At 67.6% G+C, this 16,264-nt stretch carries 18 protein-coding genes; 6 read left to right on the forward strand and 12 right to left on the reverse strand.

All coding sequences use genetic code 11. From position 1 onward, the window contains the following. The first annotated feature begins 199 nt into the window (after positions 1–199). Complete coding sequence (locus ACZ6DT_RS24680; RefSeq protein ID WP_465599299.1) at positions 200–736, forward strand: carboxymuconolactone decarboxylase family protein; 537 nt, start codon at positions 200–202, stop codon at positions 734–736. A 480-nt stretch (positions 737–1,216) separates the two neighbouring features. On the opposite strand, the gene ACZ6DT_RS24685 is transcribed toward ACZ6DT_RS24680, so the two are convergent. Together ACZ6DT_RS24685 and ACZ6DT_RS24690 are read right to left on the reverse strand one after the other, a co-directional pair. Beyond that, on the reverse strand, positions 1,217–2,140 hold the full coding sequence (locus tag ACZ6DT_RS24685) for an alpha/beta fold hydrolase (protein ID WP_465599301.1): 924 nt from the start codon (positions 2,138–2,140) through the stop codon (positions 1,217–1,219). Further along, positions 2,137–3,045, reverse strand: coding sequence for an AurF N-oxygenase family protein (locus ACZ6DT_RS24690; protein WP_465599303.1), 909 nt, complete (start codon positions 3,043–3,045; stop codon positions 2,137–2,139). The genes ACZ6DT_RS24685 and ACZ6DT_RS24690 overlap by 4 nt, the downstream gene beginning before the upstream one ends. 50 nt (positions 3,046–3,095) lie before the next feature. On the opposite strand from ACZ6DT_RS24690, the gene ACZ6DT_RS24695 reads away from it, so the two are divergent. Both ACZ6DT_RS24695 and ACZ6DT_RS24700 read left to right on the forward strand, forming a co-directional pair. After that, positions 3,096–3,875 (forward strand): TetR/AcrR family transcriptional regulator, encoded by a 780-nt coding sequence (locus ACZ6DT_RS24695; RefSeq protein ID WP_465599305.1) that lies wholly within the window; start codon positions 3,096–3,098, stop codon positions 3,873–3,875. Continuing rightward, the gene (locus ACZ6DT_RS24700) at positions 3,872–4,198 is read left to right on the forward strand and encodes a DUF4873 domain-containing protein (protein ID WP_465599307.1); all 327 of its coding nucleotides are present in this window, start codon (positions 3,872–3,874) and stop codon (positions 4,196–4,198) included. The genes ACZ6DT_RS24695 and ACZ6DT_RS24700 overlap by 4 nt, the downstream gene beginning before the upstream one ends. Positions 4,199–4,732: 534 nt before the next feature. Here the strand turns inward: ACZ6DT_RS24700 and ACZ6DT_RS24705 are convergent. From ACZ6DT_RS24705 to ACZ6DT_RS24715, 3 genes are all read right to left on the reverse strand, one after another. Beyond that, positions 4,733–6,013, reverse strand: coding sequence for a heparan-alpha-glucosaminide N-acetyltransferase domain-containing protein (locus ACZ6DT_RS24705; protein ID WP_465599309.1), 1,281 nt, complete (start codon positions 6,011–6,013; stop codon positions 4,733–4,735). A 115-nt stretch (positions 6,014–6,128) separates the two neighbouring features. Next, positions 6,129–6,359, reverse strand: coding sequence for a DUF3107 domain-containing protein (locus ACZ6DT_RS24710; RefSeq protein ID WP_465599311.1), 231 nt, complete (start codon positions 6,357–6,359; stop codon positions 6,129–6,131). 60 nt (positions 6,360–6,419) lie between these two features. After that, a complete protein-coding gene (locus tag ACZ6DT_RS24715) occupies positions 6,420–7,073 on the reverse strand; it encodes a ferritin-like fold-containing protein (protein WP_034313407.1) in 654 nt (217 codons plus the stop codon). 506 nt (positions 7,074–7,579) lie between these two features. Here ACZ6DT_RS24715 and ACZ6DT_RS24720 point away from each other — a divergent pair. Continuing rightward, a complete protein-coding gene (locus ACZ6DT_RS24720) occupies positions 7,580–9,187 on the forward strand; it encodes a DEAD/DEAH box helicase (RefSeq protein ID WP_465599650.1) in 1,608 nt (535 codons plus the stop codon). A 210-nt stretch (positions 9,188–9,397) separates the two neighbouring features. Next, positions 9,398–10,795 carry an Rv3212 family protein gene (locus ACZ6DT_RS24725; protein WP_465599313.1) on the forward strand — a complete coding sequence of 466 codons (1,398 nt, stop codon included), beginning with the start codon at positions 9,398–9,400 and terminating at the stop codon, positions 10,793–10,795. Between the two features lie 40 nt (positions 10,796–10,835). Here the strand turns inward: ACZ6DT_RS24725 and ACZ6DT_RS24730 are convergent, their stop codons facing one another. From ACZ6DT_RS24730 to ACZ6DT_RS24760, 7 genes are all read right to left on the reverse strand, one after another. After that, positions 10,836–11,537, reverse strand: coding sequence for a hypothetical protein (locus tag ACZ6DT_RS24730; protein ID WP_465599315.1), 702 nt, complete (start codon positions 11,535–11,537; stop codon positions 10,836–10,838). Between the two features lie 118 nt (positions 11,538–11,655). Beyond that, positions 11,656–12,000 carry a hypothetical protein gene (locus ACZ6DT_RS24735; protein ID WP_465599317.1) on the reverse strand — a complete coding sequence of 115 codons (345 nt, stop codon included), beginning with the start codon at positions 11,998–12,000 and terminating at the stop codon, positions 11,656–11,658. Positions 12,001–12,034: 34 nt separating this feature from the next. Beyond that, entirely contained in the window at positions 12,035–12,895 is an 861-nt protein-coding gene (locus ACZ6DT_RS24740; protein WP_465599319.1) for a RecB family exonuclease, read from the reverse strand. Positions 12,896–13,112: 217 nt separating this feature from the next. Next, positions 13,113–13,742 carry a MarC family protein gene (locus ACZ6DT_RS24745; RefSeq protein ID WP_465599321.1) on the reverse strand — a complete coding sequence of 210 codons (630 nt, stop codon included), beginning with the start codon at positions 13,740–13,742 and terminating at the stop codon, positions 13,113–13,115. Further along, positions 13,739–14,602, reverse strand: coding sequence for a PHP domain-containing protein (locus tag ACZ6DT_RS24750; protein ID WP_465599323.1), 864 nt, complete (start codon positions 14,600–14,602; stop codon positions 13,739–13,741). The genes ACZ6DT_RS24745 and ACZ6DT_RS24750 overlap by 4 nt, the downstream gene beginning before the upstream one ends. A gap of 51 nt (positions 14,603–14,653) precedes the next feature. Further along, on the reverse strand, positions 14,654–15,214 hold the full coding sequence (locus ACZ6DT_RS24755; RefSeq protein ID WP_465599325.1) for a PH domain-containing protein: 561 nt from the start codon (positions 15,212–15,214) through the stop codon (positions 14,654–14,656). Between the two features lie 24 nt (positions 15,215–15,238). Then, positions 15,239–15,400: a hypothetical protein gene (locus ACZ6DT_RS24760; protein WP_169812906.1), complete on the reverse strand. Its 162-nt coding sequence runs from the start codon at positions 15,398–15,400 to the stop codon at positions 15,239–15,241. 186 nt (positions 15,401–15,586) lie between these two features. Between ACZ6DT_RS24760 and ACZ6DT_RS24765 the strand changes: the two genes are divergently transcribed. After that, on the forward strand, positions 15,587–16,015 hold the full coding sequence (locus ACZ6DT_RS24765) for an NUDIX hydrolase (protein WP_465599328.1): 429 nt from the start codon (positions 15,587–15,589) through the stop codon (positions 16,013–16,015). The last annotated feature ends 249 nt before the right edge of the window (positions 16,016–16,264 follow it).

Raw genomic sequence — 16,264 nt, forward strand, 5'->3', positions numbered from 1 at the left:
CGTGACGCCGCGCCGGGGACCGGATCGGACGTCCAGCGGTCGCCGTCGGCGCAGAGATCGACGCACTCGCCATCGGGGAGTGCGCGGCCTCGGACTCTGACGATCTCGCTCTCGCCTTTGAGCCATCCAGCGGCATCGGGCGGGGCCGGTTTTCGGATATGACTCCAGCGACCGTGTTGCCGATCCGCAAGGAGTCACCATGCCCCATATCGCGCTCGACGAGAACCTGCCCGGCATCACCGCCTTGTTCGCCTACCGGCCGGAGACGGCGGCGCCGCTCGGGCAACTCGCCGAGGTCCTGCTTCGCGGCCCGAGCAGCCTCAGCGTCGGCGAACGGGAACTGGTCGCCGCGGTCGTCTCGCGCGGCAACGACTGTACGTTCTGCTCACGCAGTCACGGCGCTGTCGCCGCCGAAGCGCTCGAAGGAGGCATGCCGGTTGTCGAAGCGGCCTGGAAGGACATCGACGGCACGCCCGTGTCAGCGAAGGTGAAGTCGCTTCTGCGCGTCGCGCTCGCTGTCCGCGAAAGCGGGAAATCCGTGAGCGAAGATCTGATCGAGACCGCCCGCGCGGCGGGTGCGACGGACGTCGAAATCCACGACACCGTCCTGATCGCGGCCGCTTTCTGCATGTTCAACCGCTACGTCGACGGGCTGGCCACGATCGCCACCGACGACCAGGACGCCTACCGGGAGGCAGGCATCCGTCTCCTGGAGAACGGCTACACGCACCTCTGAAAGACAGAGGACCCACAGTCCGTGCAGGCCTCCTTGCCTACCCTGAAGGTCAGGGTAGGCAAAGTCGCAGCCGCTGGTCGGTGGCGCTTTTGGTGATTCGAACTGGACTTCCGACGGGGGCGGATGACAGGGCGTCTTGAGCGTCAAGCGTCCACAAAGGACACCATTCGGCCGCTGGATGTCCATTTGATGCGTTTAAGTACGTTTTCCGACTGGGGTCGTGAGTGGAATTTAGGGCTAGAACCCTCTTTTTCACTCACGACCCGGTCGAAAAACGCCCAAATCGGGCACCGTAGCCCCGAAGTCGTCCTATGTGGACAGTCGAAAAAGACGTCAGGCGACTGTGGCGAACCCGCCCCTGTCACCGCAACACCCACTTGACCAGTGTTTATGCGACTTGCCGGGACCCTGAAGGTAGTGAAGGAGGCCTTCAAGGACTCTGGGTCCCAAGGCAGCAGCAAAGGTCCCTCGCTCCCGCTTTCAGACCCTCGCGACGCGGCGGACGAGTGCCGCGATGCGGCCCGAAACCTCTTGCGTCCGTTCCTGCGGCAGCATGTGCCCGGCGCCGGGGTAGCGCACGAATTCGGCTTCCGGCAGCGCGTCGGCGATGACCTTGGCGTGCGGGGGCGGGCAGAGCCGGTCCCGCTCCCCCGCCAGCACGATCACCGGTTTGCCCTGCAACGCGGCCAGCGTGACCCGGCAGTCGTGCCGCGAGATCGCGTCCTGGAATCCGGCGACGCTCGCCGGATGCGCGCACAGCAACTGTTCGGCGACCGAGTCCACATCGGCCCGCTGAGGCCGCCGCCCGAAGACGAGCAGCCGCGCGCCGGGCCGCACCACCGAAAGCGGCAGCGGCAAGGCTTCCCGGCGGTTCTTCGCTAGCAGCTTCGCGAGCCGGCGTTCGAACCTCGCCGCGCCGCTCCCCGCGATCCCCGGCAGGCCGAGGGTGATCCGGTCCATCTCACCGGACGAGGTGGCGACGAACGCGACCCCCGCGACGCGCTGATCCACCAGATCGGGATGGCTGCGGGAAAGTTCCATGATCGTCATGCCGCCCATGGAGTGCCCGGCGAGCACGAGCGGTCCGTTCGGGACGCGGTCCCGGATCAGTTCGGCGAGGTCGTCGGCGAGGGTCGCGATCGTCGCCGTCCCCGGTTTCGCCGGCGCGGAACCGCCGTGACCGCGCAGGTCGTAGCGCAGGATCCGGACGGAGTCGCCGAGCCTCGACACCACACCGTCCCAGGTCCGGTGGTCCTGGGTCCAGCCGTGCACGAGTACGAGCGTGAGTTCGGAGTCCGCCGGACCGCTCGTCTCGACGTGCAGCGCCGTGCCGTCGCCGGTCACGAACCGATGTTCCCGCGACGGGTCCCATGAGACGGCGTCGCGCGGTTTGACGCTCTTCATCGTTTCCCCGGCAGCAGGAAGGACTTACGCCAGAAGTACATGCCGGGCTTGCCGATCAGACCCGATTCCTGAAGGAACGGCATGATCTTCTCGCCCGCCCACTGGACGCTTTCGCGCCAGTTGGGGTTGTTCAGCGCGGCTTCGACGCCGTCACGCGGCCGGATGCCGACGGCCTTGTAGACGTTCGGGTTGATGAACGCCCGCGTCACGAAGTAAGAGATGACCGCGATGATGAACTGCTGGTAGAGGATTTCCTTCTTCGACAGTTTCGCCATTCCGCGAGTGACCTCTTCGCGGGCGAAGGTGACGTGGCGGGCTTCCTCAAGCACGTGAATCCGGTTCACCATACGCACCAGCGGCTGGATGTCCGGGTCGTTCATCTGCTCGCGCTGAAGCCGGTCGAGGACCTCTTCGGCGACGAGGATCGCACCGTACCGCGCGGGGCCGTAGCTGATCGACGGCATCAGTTTCGCCAGCCGTCGCAGCCACGGCACCGGCCCGTAGGACGGGCAGCCGATTCGCGAGGCCATTCGCGCGAACATCGTCGAGTGACGGCATTCGTCCGCGATCTCGGTCAGCGCGTACTGGGCGTGTGAGCTGGTGGGGTCTTCTTCGTAAACCTCCTTGAGCAACATCTGCATCAGGAGGATTTCGAACCACAGCCCCGTCGTGGCGACGCTCGCGACCTCGTGCTTGCCGAGTTCGATGCGCTGCTCTTCGGACAGCGAGTCCCACAACTCGGTGCCGTAGAGCGAGGAGCGATGTGCCGGGATGTAGTGCTTCCCGTCCACGAGCGGAGCGTTCCAGTCGATGTCGACGTCGGGGTCGTAGAACTTGTTTGCGGAGGACTTGAGCAGCCGCTCGGCTGTCTTCTCCCGGTCTGTTTCCTTAAGCGCCCGCGTCATTGCCGACACACCCCTATCTGTAACTCGCGGTAACAGTTACCTCTGGTAGCATGACTTGGGTGATCGAACGTGTCAAGCGCAACAGCAAGCAGTCGGGCAAGCACCCCACGGCGGGTGAGGCCGACACGGGCGACGCCCGTCGCGACCGCTGGCGCAAACACCGGATCGCACGCCGCGCGGAGTTCGTCGAAGCGGCCCTCCGCGCGCTCGACACGCACGGGCCGGACCTCGGCATGGAAGACGTCGCCGCCGAAGCGGGCGTCACGAAACCCGTGCTGTACAGGCACTTCGACGACAAGGCGGATCTGTACGTCGCGCTCGGGCAGCGCGGCACGGAGATCCTCTTCCAGCGGCTGATCCCGGCCATCAACTCCGAACTGGCCCCGATCCCCCGCATCCGGATGGCGCTCGACGCGTTCTTCAGCGTCATCGAGGAGCACCCCAACCTGTATCGCCTGCTCGCACGCGGCGGTCTCCAGGAAAAGGCGGTCGTCAAATCCGACGTCGTCGCCGAGGACAAGGAACTGATCGCCACCGCGCTCACCGCGCTGCTCGGCGACTACATGCGGATGTTCAACATGGACTCCGGCGCCGCCGAACCGTGGGCGCACGGCATCGTCGGCATGGTGCAGAGCACCGGCGAATGGTGGCTGGACCGGCGCTCGATGGGCCGTGACAGCGTCGTCGAATACCTGACACAGATCATCTGGGCCGCGATCGACGGCCTCTCCCGGCAGCAGGGCATCGTCATCGATCCCAATCTGCCGCTCGAAGAGAACAAGGTCGTCCAGATGCGGAAGACCCAGGAAAAGCAGGCGGAGGGGCAATGAGCGAGCACGACGAAGACGGCTACTCCGGCGAAGCGGTCCTCGTGATCGACGGGACCGAGATCGCCACGACGGTCGACCTGCGGGGCTACTTCCAGCCCATCGACGGGTACTACCGCTGGTACGGCCGCGTGGCCACCAACGAGCAGGTGTCCGCGGCCGTCGGCGGCAAGAAGACCGCCGTCGAGATCCGCGCGGGCGAGTACAGCGCGAAGGGTGAACTCTCCGACCCGGACCCGTGGGACCGCTACCGCATCATGGGCACCAGCACGCCGCCCTTCCACGTGCCGACCTCACTGGAAGAACTGAACGAGCTCAACGCCTGACCCCCGGGCAGAGGTACATGAAGGCCCCCTTCCTCGCGCCTAGCGTGAGAGCCCAGTGAGTCGCATAACCGCTGGTCAAGTGGGTGTTGCGGCGACAGAGGCGGGCTCGCCACAGTGGCATGACACCTTCTCGACTGTCCACAAGGGACATCGGAGGGGCGACAGTGTCCGATTCGGGCGTTTTCCGACCGGGTCGTGAGTGAAAAAGACGGTTCTAGCCCTCATTCTCACTCACGACCTCAGTCGAAAAACGTACATATAGGCATCAAATGGACATCCGGCGGTCTAATAGCGTCCTTAATGGACACTCGATGCTCAAGACACCCTGTCGACCGCGCCCTTCGGAAGTCCAGTTCGAATCGCCAAGTGCGCCACCGGTCCGACTTCGCCGGGACCCTTGCGTCTAGCGCAAGGAAGGGTGCCTCCATGTACCTCGCGGCTGCCCCCGAACGCGAGGAGAGCAAGGGACCTTTGCTCTCGTTCGTTAGCACGCTAACAAAAGAGAGCAAAGGTCCCTTGCTCTCTTTTCGCAGGTCAGCCGCGCCGCTGAGCGGGCACCCGCCCAGCGGACAGCAGGTACTTCGGCCAGCTTGACAGCTTGTTCATCGCCCATTCCAGCGGCCCGCGCCCGACGAACCTCCGCCACAACACGGCCGCGGTCAGCGCGACCGCCGAGAACTCGACGAAGTGCAGCACGCTGAAGATCGAATCGCCGTCGCTCTCGTCCCACAGCAGCGCGATCGCCACGAAATGCAGCACGTACGCGCTCAGCACCCGCCCGCCCAGATCCGAAAGCGGCCGCAGCACGCGTTCGAACTTCGGCATCAGCAGCTGGCAGCCGCCGATCACCGCCGCCGCGATCCCGATCGAGATCAGCAGGTCGAACGGCGTGTACGAAGTGCCCGTCGGCAGCAATTCCCAGGCCCAGCTGGTGGTCGGCGGCGTGCCGTGGATCCAGGTCTGATGGAGCCGGAAGAATTCCGGCGATGTCATCCCCGCCTGCGCGGCGGCCGGTTCGAGTGAGCGGTAGACGGCCTGCATGCCACCGAGCGGCCCGGTCGCGATCCAGGACACGACGTAGCCGCCCACCGCGAGCGCCGACCCGCCGAAGAACAGCCGGCGGCATACGCTGCGCGAGGTCAGGTCCATCCGCCCGAGCGACATCCCCGCGAACACGTACGCCATCAGCGTCAACGCGGGAAAGGTTCCGGTCAGGACGAGAACGGTCGCGGCCTTCAGCAATCCGGTCGACGTGACATCGTCCGCGGTCAGGTCCGGCGCGAAGAAGAGCAGGTCGCGGGGAAGCAGGTGCGCTCTGATCAGATGCGAGAGCAGCGGGCCCGCCACGGCGACGACGACCGCGGCGATCGCCAGGGCCTTCGCGCCCGCGCGCAGCCACGGGATCACGAAGAGGAAACAGGCCCCGTAGTAGGCCAGGATCACCATGTAGCCGGTCTCGAGGCTGGTCAGCCACAGCCCCAACGCCACCAGCAGCGGTGCCCGGGTCGCCAGCTTGAGCGCGACTCGCGTCCGGTCGCGGCCCATCTTCGGACGGCGTCCGCCGGACATCAGGGCGATCGAGACCCCGGCCAGTACCGCGAACAACGCCGCGGAGTGTCCTTCGAACGGTTTGAACAGCACCCCGACGCCGCCTCTGGCGGGATCTGGACCGACATGTACCGCGTACATGCCGAGGACGGCCAGGCCGCGGGCGACGTCGATGCCGGTCAGCCGCCCAGCGATCCGTTTGCCTTGGTCGGGAACTGTACGCACGCCGTCGACCAGCGCGCGGTCCATCACAGTGACGCCGTCCACCTCATTTCTCGGCTAGGCCCCCTGCCGTCCCCGCCTTAGCGTGACGATCAAATCTGAGAGCTGGCTGAGACGCGGCGGTGACGCCACTGTGACATCCGACTACAACCCGATCGGGTTAACCACCCACAGCGAAGCCGACCTTGCGAACGTCCGACGCCGCGATCTCGACGTAGGCGATCCGGTCGGTGGGCACGATGTACTTCCGGCCCTTTTCGTCGTCGAGGCGGAAGATCCCGTCGCCGGCCCTCAAGGCGTTCGCGACCAGTTCCTCGACCTCGTCGGGCGACTGGCCGCTGGACACCACGAGCTCTCGCGGCGTGTCCTTGATGCCGATCTTGACCTCCACGTGGGACCTCCGCTTGAAAGTTCGTAATTGCTGGCCCCGCCAAGGCTAGCCGAAGAGACGTCAGCCGAGCCCCAGCACCTGCATGCGTTTGGTGTGCCCCTGCTGCAACCGGCGGAACAGCGCGGCGATTCCCGAAAGGTCGCCCGAACCTTCGACGATCAGTTCGGCGAGCCCGTCCCGCTCGGCGACGACGTACTGGGCCTGCGTCAACGCCTCGCCCAGCAGGCGACGGCCCCACAGCGCGAGTTTGTCGCGGGCCTTCGGGTCTGCCTCGATCCCGGCCGCGACTTCGCGTTCGGCGAACGCGGAGTGCCCCGTGTCGGCGAGCACGGTGAGCACCAGATCCTTGGTCTCGGGGTCGAGCCAGCTGGCCATCTCGCGGTAGAGATCCGCCGCGAGTCCGTCGCCGACGTAGGCCTTCACCAGTGACTCGAGCCAGGAACGCGGCGCCGTGGAGGCGTGCCAGGCGTCGATGTGCCCGACGAACGGCCTCATCGCGTCCTCGATCGCGACGCCGTGCCCGGCGAGGTGCTTGGTGAGCAGGTCGTAGTGCCCGATCTCGGCGGCCGCCATGGACGCCAGCGCGGCCCGGCCGGACAGCGTCGGCGCGGTGCGCGCGTCCTCGGCCATGCGATCGAATGCGGACAATTCCCCATAGGCGAGTACGCCGAGCAAATCGACTACGCCTTCACTGATCTGCTTTGCCTCCGTCACGGCGGAAAGGGTATCGCCGAACACCCTCACCAGGCAGGGAAGAGACCGATCCCACCTCCGTCGGCGCGGTGGGGTTTCGGCCGGAAAGAGAGCCACCCCACCGCCATCTGCGCGGCGGGGACTATCCGAAAACCGCAGACCAGGTACACTGGCGATCGGATACGACGGATCATCCGTCCCGGATCGGGACGCTGCTGCGGCTGAAGGACAGCCGGTGCGGCCCTGATCAGCGCAAGAATGATGTGCGTGCACGCCATCCTGCGGCATTCCCACGAAGGGCCGCTTCAGCGCCAGTAGCGCGGAGCCCGAGCGAATTTTCGTGGTCGAGTGTCGATCGGTGACCAGGGCAGTGCGCGCTGGTCACGAGAGAGGCGAGCACCCTGACCACGAACGAAACCACAACCGAAGAGAACCCCACCGGCGTTCCGGAGGCCGTCGCGCTGGAGCACAGCGAGTCAGGCCCGGCGGCGCTCGACGTGTCGCACCCGCTGCAGGCGGGCGCACCGGTGGAACCCGAAGCCCCCTCCTTCGCCTCCTTCGGCGTCAAGCCGGAGATCGTGAAGGCGCTGAGCGAGGCCGGGATCGAGCGCACCTTCGCCATCCAGGCCCTCACGCTGCCGCTGGCCATGGCCGGCGACGACCTGATCGGCCAGGCCCGCACCGGTATGGGCAAGACGCTGGGCTTCGGCGTCCCGCTGCTGCATCGCGTCGAGGTCCCCGGCGACGGCACCCCGCAGGTACTGGTCGTCGTGCCGACCCGTGAGCTGTGCATCCAGGTCGCGAACGACCTCAAGGGCGCGGGCAAGCACCTCGGCATCCGCACACTGGCCATCTACGGTGGCCGCCCCTACGAGTCGCAGATCGCGGCGCTCCGCAGCGGCGTCGACGTCGTGATCGGCACCCCGGGCCGCCTGCTGGATCTGGCCGAGCAGAAGCACCTGGTGCTGGGCAAGGTCCGCGGTCTGGTGCTGGACGAGGCCGACGAGATGCTCGACCTGGGCTTCCTGCCCGACATCGAGCGCATCCTGCGGATGGTCCCGGACAAGCGCCAGACGATGCTGTTCTCGGCGACCATGCCGGGCCCGATCATCACGCTGGCCCGTACGTTCCTCACCCAGCCGACGCACATCCGCGCCGAGGAGAACGACGCCGGCGCCATCCACGAGCGCACTACCCAGTTCGTCTACCGGGCGCACTCGATGGACAAGCCCGAGCTGATCGCCCGCGCGCTGCAGGCCGAAGGCCGTGGCCTGACGATGATCTTCACCCGCACCAAGCGCACCGCGCAGAAGGTCGCCGACGAGCTCGTCGAGCGTGGCTTCGCCGCCGCCGCCGTGCACGGTGACCTTGGCCAGGGCGCCCGCGAGCAGGCGCTGCGCGCGTTCCGCTCCGGCAAGGTCGACGTGCTGGTCGCCACCGACGTCGCCGCCCGCGGCATCGACATCGACGACGTCACGCACGTGATCAACTACCAGACGCCGGAGGACGAGAAGACCTACGTCCACCGGATCGGCCGCACCGGCCGCGCCGGGCGCACCGGTGTCGCGATCACCCTCGTCGACTGGGACGACGAGCCTCGCTGGAAGCTGATCTCCGACACCCTCGGCCTCGACATGCCCGAGCCCGCCGAGACGTACTCGTCGTCGAAGCACCTGTTCAGCGACCTGGGCATTCCCGAGGGCACCACCGGGCGCCTCCCGCTGTCGAAGCGGACCCGCGCCGGTCTTTCGGCCGAGGTCGAGGAAGACCTGGGCGGCAAGCGCCGCGGCCGTGGCCAAGGCCAGAGCCAGGGACAGGGCTCGAAGGACGAAGAAGAAGCGCCCCGCAAGCGCAACCGCACCCCGCGCAAGCGGACCCGTGGCGGTGCGGACGCGGCCGCCAAGATCGAAGCCGCGGACGCCGCGGACGCTCCGGCGGAAGGCACCGAGGGCGAAGTCTCGTCAGAAGGCCGCACGCGGACCCGTCGCCGCAGCCGCGGCGCCGCGAAGCCGAGCCCGGAGGTCAGCGGCCCGGCGGTCGAGAAGGAGGCAGGCGACAGCGCCGAGCGTCCGGCTCGCCGACGCCGCCGTCGCCGTCCCTCGGCGACTTCTGATACACCTGCGTCGGCAGACTGAGAGCTTCAGACCGCCTGGCGGAGCTGAAGCCTCACTGCGGCACCAGCCACAAAAGTGAACCCGCCCCGGCCGAACGGCCCCGCGATCTCGGCGGCAGGGCGCCTGCCTCGGACACCGTGAGGTGTGCGACCGGTCGGCGCACTGGCGACGAGATCGCGGTCGCGGGTTCACGGTAAGAACGCAGACCGCGACGTGGGGAGCTAGGGGCACGTGAGCGAACGCTGGGACGCCGCGCCGGACGACGAACCGGCGCGGCCCGTGCCCGCCGAACCCGAACAGCCGTCGAACGGTGTCGAACCGCAGACGGCCGAAAGCGCGATCGGCACCGAGGACGTGCTGGACGCCGAACCCGGCGCGGCGGTGGACACCGAGCCACCGCCGGGCGGGAAACGCGCCCGGCGCTCGCCGTGGAACCGTACGCGGGATCGGGCGACCGCCGCGGCGATCGTGGTGGTCGTCGCCGTCACCGGCGTCGTGATCGGCGTGAACAGCGACAACGCGGCGACAGTCGCACAGGTCGCCGCCACCCTGCCGCCCGGGCTCCCGCCCGCTCCGGCGGAAGTGCCCGGCTCGCTGACCGAGCTGTGGCAGGCACCGAGTTCTTCGACGCCCGTCCCGATCGGCGAGGCCAACAGCGTCGTCACCGCGGACAAGGGCGAGGTGCTCGGCCGTGACCCGTACACCGGCGACGTCCGGTGGCGTTACGCCCGCGATCTCGAGCTGTGCACCGTCGCGCTCGCCGGGATCAAGGTGGACGCGGTGTATCGCAAGGACACCGGCTGTAGCGAGGTCACCCAGCTCGACGCCGGCACCGGGCGCCGCACGGCGCAGCGCAACGGCGACGCCGAACTCGGGACCCGGCTGGTCGTCGACGGATCGCACGTCACCACCACCGGCAAGAAGCTGCTGAACACCTGGCGCGACGACCTGGTCAAGAGCATGGAGTACGGCCAGGTCCCCGCCATCGTGAACCCGAACAAGCAGCCGAGGACCGGCTGCACCTACGGCACGGTGGCCGCCGCGGGGGGCAAGATCGGCGTGATCGAGCGTTGCCCCGGCGACCCGGCCGACCGCTTCACCGTCTACCGCGCGACCAACGACGAAGCCGACGACCCGAAGGTCGACTACAGCACAGTGCTCGCCGGCAAGAACGCGAAGGTCGTCGCGATGTCCGGCGATCTCGCGCTGATCGTGCTGCCCGAACAGAAACTGCTGGTCATCTATGGCGGCGACGGGTTGCAGAAGTCGGCGTACCCGCTCGACGTGCCCGACGCGGACATCACGCAGGATCCGGTGGGCGGCGTCATGACGACCGCGTGGACCGCGCAGGGCTTCTACTGGTTCACCGGTTCGAAGACCATGGCGTTCTCGCGCGAAGACCTCACGCCGCGCTGGACTCTGAACAACGCCGCCGGCCCCGGCGTGACCTTCGGGGAACAGCTGGTCGTGCCCATCCAGGGCGGGCTCGCCGTGCTCGACGAGACGACCGGCGCCACGATCCGCACCGTCGGCGTCGACAGGCGTGGCTACACCGGCCCGGTGGTGCTCTCTTCGGTCGGTCCGGTGCTGCTGGAGCAACGCGGCCCGACCCTGGTCGCGCTCAAGTGACCGGCAGGCGATAGCAAAGGCCCCTTGCCACCGCCGCCCGTCAGCGCGTCGTCGAGGACCTGGTGCGCAGCCGGCTGACTTCCTTCCAGCACCACTTGCCGTCTTCGCTCGCGAGCGTGCCGGTGGCGGTGCCGGGTCGTCCCGCGATGGTCAGCGTGACGGCCACCGTGTACTTGGTTTCGGAGACCTTCGTGACCGCTCCGAGCGTGGCGTCCGACGCCTCGCTGACTCGATCGATGACCTGGTCGATGTCCTTTTCGGCGTTCGTGCATTTGAGCGCCGTCAACGCGGTCCTGTCGTGGGCGTTGATGCCGTCGATGATCGCCTGCGCGGTGCCTTCCGGACCGGACGGTTTGCCGGCCTTGTCGTCGCTCAGGAAGAACCCGGGAGCGACGAACCCGGTGATACCCAGCGTGAGCACCACCACGGCGGCGGCGGCGATGCCCACCAGCAGGGCGGTCTTGCCGTTCTTCGGCGGCGCGGGCGGCCCGCCGAAGCCCTGTCCGTATTGCTGGTTCTGTCCGTACTGCTGCTGGCCGTGGCCGGGGTACTGCTGCTGCGGGTACGCGCCGCTCTGGTCGTAACCGCCCTGCTGATACTGCTGTTGTGGATACTGCTGGCCCGGGTGTTGCTGTTCTGGGTGCTGCTGGCCCGGGTGTTGCTGTTCTGGGTGCTGCTGTCCTGGGTACTGCTGCCCGCCATGGCCCTGGTCGGGCTGTCCTGGCTGGGGTGGGTAAGTCATCGACGGTGCCCTTCGTCCTCGCTGCGGGGCAGCGTGTTCATCTACGACGTGCCCAGTGAGCCACAGTTTCGCAGGGACGGGAGGCTTTTCTCCGGTCGATGGCACTTTCCTGCCGCGGTCAGTTCCACCAGAACAAGCTCAGCGCGGCCGTCACGCTCACCACCACGCCGAGACCCGCGAAGCCCGCGACGCGGCCAGTACGCCCATCGACGACCCGTTGCGCCAGCAAGGCGAGTATCGCGGCGACCGGGTGGCCGATCAGCATCAGGAGACCCGGACCCGGCGCACCGCTGAACAGACAGATCACGGCGATCGAGACGACGCACACCGCCAGCACGGCCATCCCGGCCGCGAGCGATCCGGTCAGCCCGCGCCAGAACCGGCCGCCTTCGGGCGCCTCGCGCTCGTTCCGCTCCGTGGGCGGGGGTGTGGTCGCGAGCTTTTCGGTGTCCGGTGACGACACGTCCTCGCCTGTCCAATCGTCGAATCTGGAGAATCTAGGGCGCCAGCAACTCCCACGGCTGAGCCGCGGGCCCGGCCTCTCGGCCTGCCGCGCAACTGGGCCGGAAGTCGCACCATGAGCAACGGCGGCCCGGGCGCGCCGGGAACAACACGTCCTCGTCGCCGCCGGCGTCCAGCGTATCCGTTGCCAGGCGCAGGTCTCCGGCGGTCTCGTCGGCACGTTGGAGATGCCGCTTGAGGCTCTCCTCGGTGTGCTCGGCGGCCGCGATGGTCCCGGTGGGCACGTGGTGCAACTCGACCTGGTAGCACGGTGACCGCAGCGTCCGAGCCGCGGCGACCGCGTACAGCGCCAAAGCCTGCGAAGAGCGCGCCTCGTACTCGTCCGGCTCACGACGACCGGTCTTGTAGTCGATGATCACCAATTCCCGGCCGCGCTGGTCGATGCGGTCGGCGCGGCCCTCGATGATGAGGCTGGGCCCGCTGCCCGGCTCGAGCGTGACGGGCGCCGAAACCCAGCGCTCCAACCCGACCGGATCGACACTGACGTCGTTGTGCTCGACGTACTCCGCGACCCATGCCTTCGCCCTGGCTCGATACCGGGCCGCCTGGTCGGTGTCTTCGAACCCGGCGTCCTTCCAGTGCTCGGCGACGAGCGCCATCGCCCGCTGCGGCACACGCTTGATCACCGGCAGGTCGAACAACGCCCGCAAAGCGTTGTGCACCACCGCACCGAGCGTGCTGTGCGCCCACGCGCCGGTGCGTGTCGGGGACGGGCGGTCCAGATACGACATGCGGTAGCGGCGCGGGCAATCTTCGAACGTCGCGAGGCGCGCGGGCGAGACTTTCGTCAGCTTGCGCGGCGCCTCGACACCGAAGTCGAAACCAATCTGCTCCATCGGATCACCCCGCCCGCAACGCTACGCACCCCCACCGACATTTTTCGAGGGGATCCCCAGGAAGGGAGCAAGGGACCTTTGCTATCGCTTCGGGCCTCAGCCGAGCGTGCCGGTCCGTGAAGGCCTCCTTGAGGGACCCAGGGTCCGTGAAGGAGGCCTTCACGGCCGCCCGATGCACGGAAGAGAGCAAGGGACCTTTGCTATCACCGGCGCCCGGTCACGTGCCCGAGATGAAGCCCTTCACCGAGTTCGCCACCAGCTCGACCGCGATCGCGGCCAGCAGCAGACCGGCGATCTTCGCCAGCAGCGTGATCCCGCTTTCCTTGATCAGCCGGATGACCACGCCCGAGTACCGCATGCACAGGTACAGCACGAAGTGCACCGTCACGATCGAAAGCGCGAGAGCCACGTACGCGCCGACGTGTCCATCGGCCTGCCGTACGAAGACGATGGTCGCGGCGATCGCGCCCGGGCCGGCGAGCAGCGGCGTCCCGAGCGGCACGAGCGCGACGTTGACGTCGTCGCTCGCCGCCTCGGCCTCGCCGCCGGTCTTACCGGTGAGCAGTTGCAGCGCGATGAGCAGCAGCAACAGCCCGCCCGCGCCCTGCAGCGCCGGGATCCCGATGCCGAGGTAGGACAGGATCGCTTGTCCCGCAACGGCGAACAGCGAGATCACCAGCAACGAGACCAGCACCGCCTGCCGCGCGGCCTTGGCGCGGAACGCCACCGATTTCCGGCCGGTCAGGCTCAGGAACACCGGCACCGTGCCGGGCGGGTCCATGATGACGATCAGCGTGATCGTCGCGCTCATGAACAGGCGCGCGTCGAAGAAGTCCGTGACCGTCACCGGGTCACGACCTCGTAGCCGGTCGCCCGCGCGACGAGTTCTTCGAATGCGACCGGATCGGTGGTCTCGTCGCCGAGATCGATGGTCTTGTTCGTACCGTGGTAGTCGCTCGACCCGGTGCGCACGAGCCCCAGCTCCCCCGCCAGCCCGTGCAGCCGGACGCGCGTCTCCTCGTCGTGGTTCGGGTGATCGACCTCGACACCGGTGAGGCCGTGCCCTGCCAGCCCGGCGAGCACGTCGACGGTGATGGTCGCGCCGCGCGTGTAGGCGAAGGGATGCGCGATGACGGTGACCCCGCCCGCCGCCGCGATCATGTCGATCGCGTCCTCCACGAGCGTGTCCTGGCGCGCCACGAAGTATCCGCTCCCGTTGCCGAGGTAGCTCCCGAAGGCCTCGTTCACCGACGAGACGACGCCGGCCCGCACCAGTGCCTGCGCGAGGTGGGGCCGTCCGGCCGAACCGTCCTCGGGCAGCAGCGACATGACCTCGTCGGGATCGACCGGCAGGCCGTCGGCGGCCATCCGCTCGGCCATCACGCGCAGCCGCCATCGCCGCTCCGATCGCAGCCGGGCTTGCTCGGCGACGACCGCCGGCGACGCCGGGTCGAAGAGGTACGCGAGCAGATGGACGCTGATATGCCGTCCGGTCACCGGGTCGACGGAGATCGTGGACAACTCGGCGCCGGGCACCAGGGTGAGCCCTTGCGGGAGTGCCTCGGCGGCCGGGGCCCAGCCGGCCGTGGTGTCGTGATCGGTGATCGCGACGACGTCGAGGCCCGCCTTCGCGGCAGCGGCGACCAGCCCGGCAGGGCTGTCGGTGCCGTCGGAGGCGGTGGAGTGGGCGTGCAGGTCGATGCGCATCGCCGCTCAGTATCGACGATGCTCCAGGTCACAGCGACTCCGGGACCTGCGCTAACCGACCTTCTTCTTGCCGCGTGCCGCGCGCTGCGCCTTGATCATCGAAAAGCGCTCGGCCTGCTTCTGCTTGTCGCCGAAGACGAGCTCGGAGATCGTGTCGTAGAACTCTTCCGGCTTCGGCAGGTAGTCGATGCGGTTCAGCGCCTGGATCTGACCGGCGGACTCGACCACCATGGTCCCGTACCCCATCATCCGGCCCCACGCCGAACGTTCGTAGGTGAGGTCGGTGACCTTGGTGATCGGCATCATCAGCACTTTCGTGGTGAAGACACCGGTGGTCATCACGAACCGCTTGTCCGTGACCACCAGGCGCTCGACCCACCACTCCATCACCTCGTACGCGAAGCGCAGGATGATGAGCAACGCGGCATACCAGAGGATGTTCTGGATGACCCACGCGGCGGGCGGCAACAGGTAGGAGAACAGAACGCAGACGGCCAGCAACGCGGCCGTCTCGAAGGTTTCCCACAACAGCACAGCCCAGTGCCGGCGGATCCTGATGACCCGCCGTTCGGTGTCGAGGAGATACTCGTCTGGATCGCGTGGGGCGAACATACCGATAGAGTATCCACTCCCCCGCTAGCTGAAGACGCTGCTGACGAAGGTGATCACCGATTCGGCCGAGTCACGCAGGAAGCCGATGATGTTTCCCACGAGGCCCGCGGCCTGACCTGGCTGCGCGATCACGAAGAACAGCACCAACGCGATTCCTGCGAAAGTGAGGAGCTTTTTCGCGTTCACAGCGATCAATCCTGTCTCTTACGGTGACTGACTGCGGATACTGGCTATTCATTTTGTACCGCACCTTCCACCGGCGCGGGAGGGAAGTCCCGCGCTTGGGTCAGCCGGCGAGGGGAAGTGTACCGTACGGCTACTCTCCGTGTACAGGACAGCCATTGTCAGGAAGCCCGCGTCTACCATTCGGGAATGACCACCGTTTCGGACAGCACCGTCCGCTGTGTCGGCGGCATCGTCCACGACGAACTCGGGCGGCTGCTGCTGATCCGGCGCGCGAATGAACCCGGACGGGGGCTGTGGTCGGTCCCCGGCGGACGCGTGGAACCAGGCGAAACGGACGAAGCGGCCGTGATCCGGGAAATGCGCGAAGAGACGGGGCTCGACGTGATACCGGGCAGCTACGTCGGCAACGCCCGCCGCGGCCGGTACGACATCCACGACTACGGCTGCGCGGTCACCGGCGGCACTCTCCGTGCAGGGGATGACGCCGACGAAGCCCGGTGGATCGACGCCGGAACCTTGATCGAACTCGACAAAGAGGGCCAGTTGGCCGAACTCCTGTTCGTCACTCTCCGCGACTGGGGAGTGCTGCCGACGGGGGACATCGCGCCATCTTGACGACCTGCCGTGTCCGATTCGGCGAATGACCCGGGGATTGAGCGGCGCGGAAGGGGAAAATTATCCTTCCCGACACTTCGCCGACATGTTCGCAGAGCCGAATGGGTAAACCTGGAAGTCGGGGCGGCCGCCGTCCGTGCAGGACGCCGTCGCGCACGGTGGTGGGGGGGGGGGGGGGGGGGGGGGGGGGGGGGAGGGGAAAAACACCACACCAAAACCCCCACCCACCCCCCCCCCCCCCCCCCCCCC

It is taken from the genome of Amycolatopsis sp. NPDC041971, from assembly GCF_055588925.1.

Bases quoted from the DNA above. Each gene is read 5' to 3' on its own strand.
- ACZ6DT_RS24680 (WP_465599299.1), top strand. From the start codon at position 200: ATGCCCCATATCGCGCTCGACGAGAACCTGCCCGGCATCACCGCCTTG.
- ACZ6DT_RS24685 (WP_465599301.1), bottom strand. From the start codon at position 2,140: ATGAAGAGCGTCAAACCGCGCGACGCCGTCTCATGGGACCCGTCGCGG.
- ACZ6DT_RS24690 (WP_465599303.1), bottom strand. From the start codon at position 3,045: ATGACGCGGGCGCTTAAGGAAACAGACCGGGAGAAGACAGCCGAGCGG.
- ACZ6DT_RS24695 (WP_465599305.1), top strand. From the start codon at position 3,096: ATGACTTGGGTGATCGAACGTGTCAAGCGCAACAGCAAGCAGTCGGGC.
- ACZ6DT_RS24700 (WP_465599307.1), top strand. From the start codon at position 3,872: ATGAGCGAGCACGACGAAGACGGCTACTCCGGCGAAGCGGTCCTCGTG.
- ACZ6DT_RS24730 (WP_465599315.1), bottom strand. From the start codon at position 11,537: ATGACTTACCCACCCCAGCCAGGACAGCCCGACCAGGGCCATGGCGGG.
- ACZ6DT_RS24740 (WP_465599319.1), bottom strand. From the start codon at position 12,895: ATGGAGCAGATTGGTTTCGACTTCGGTGTCGAGGCGCCGCGCAAGCTG.
- ACZ6DT_RS24750 (WP_465599323.1), bottom strand. From the start codon at position 14,602: ATGCGCATCGACCTGCACGCCCACTCCACCGCCTCCGACGGCACCGAC.
- ACZ6DT_RS24755 (WP_465599325.1), bottom strand. From the start codon at position 15,214: ATGTTCGCCCCACGCGATCCAGACGAGTATCTCCTCGACACCGAACGG.
- ACZ6DT_RS24765 (WP_465599328.1), top strand. From the start codon at position 15,587: ATGACCACCGTTTCGGACAGCACCGTCCGCTGTGTCGGCGGCATCGTC.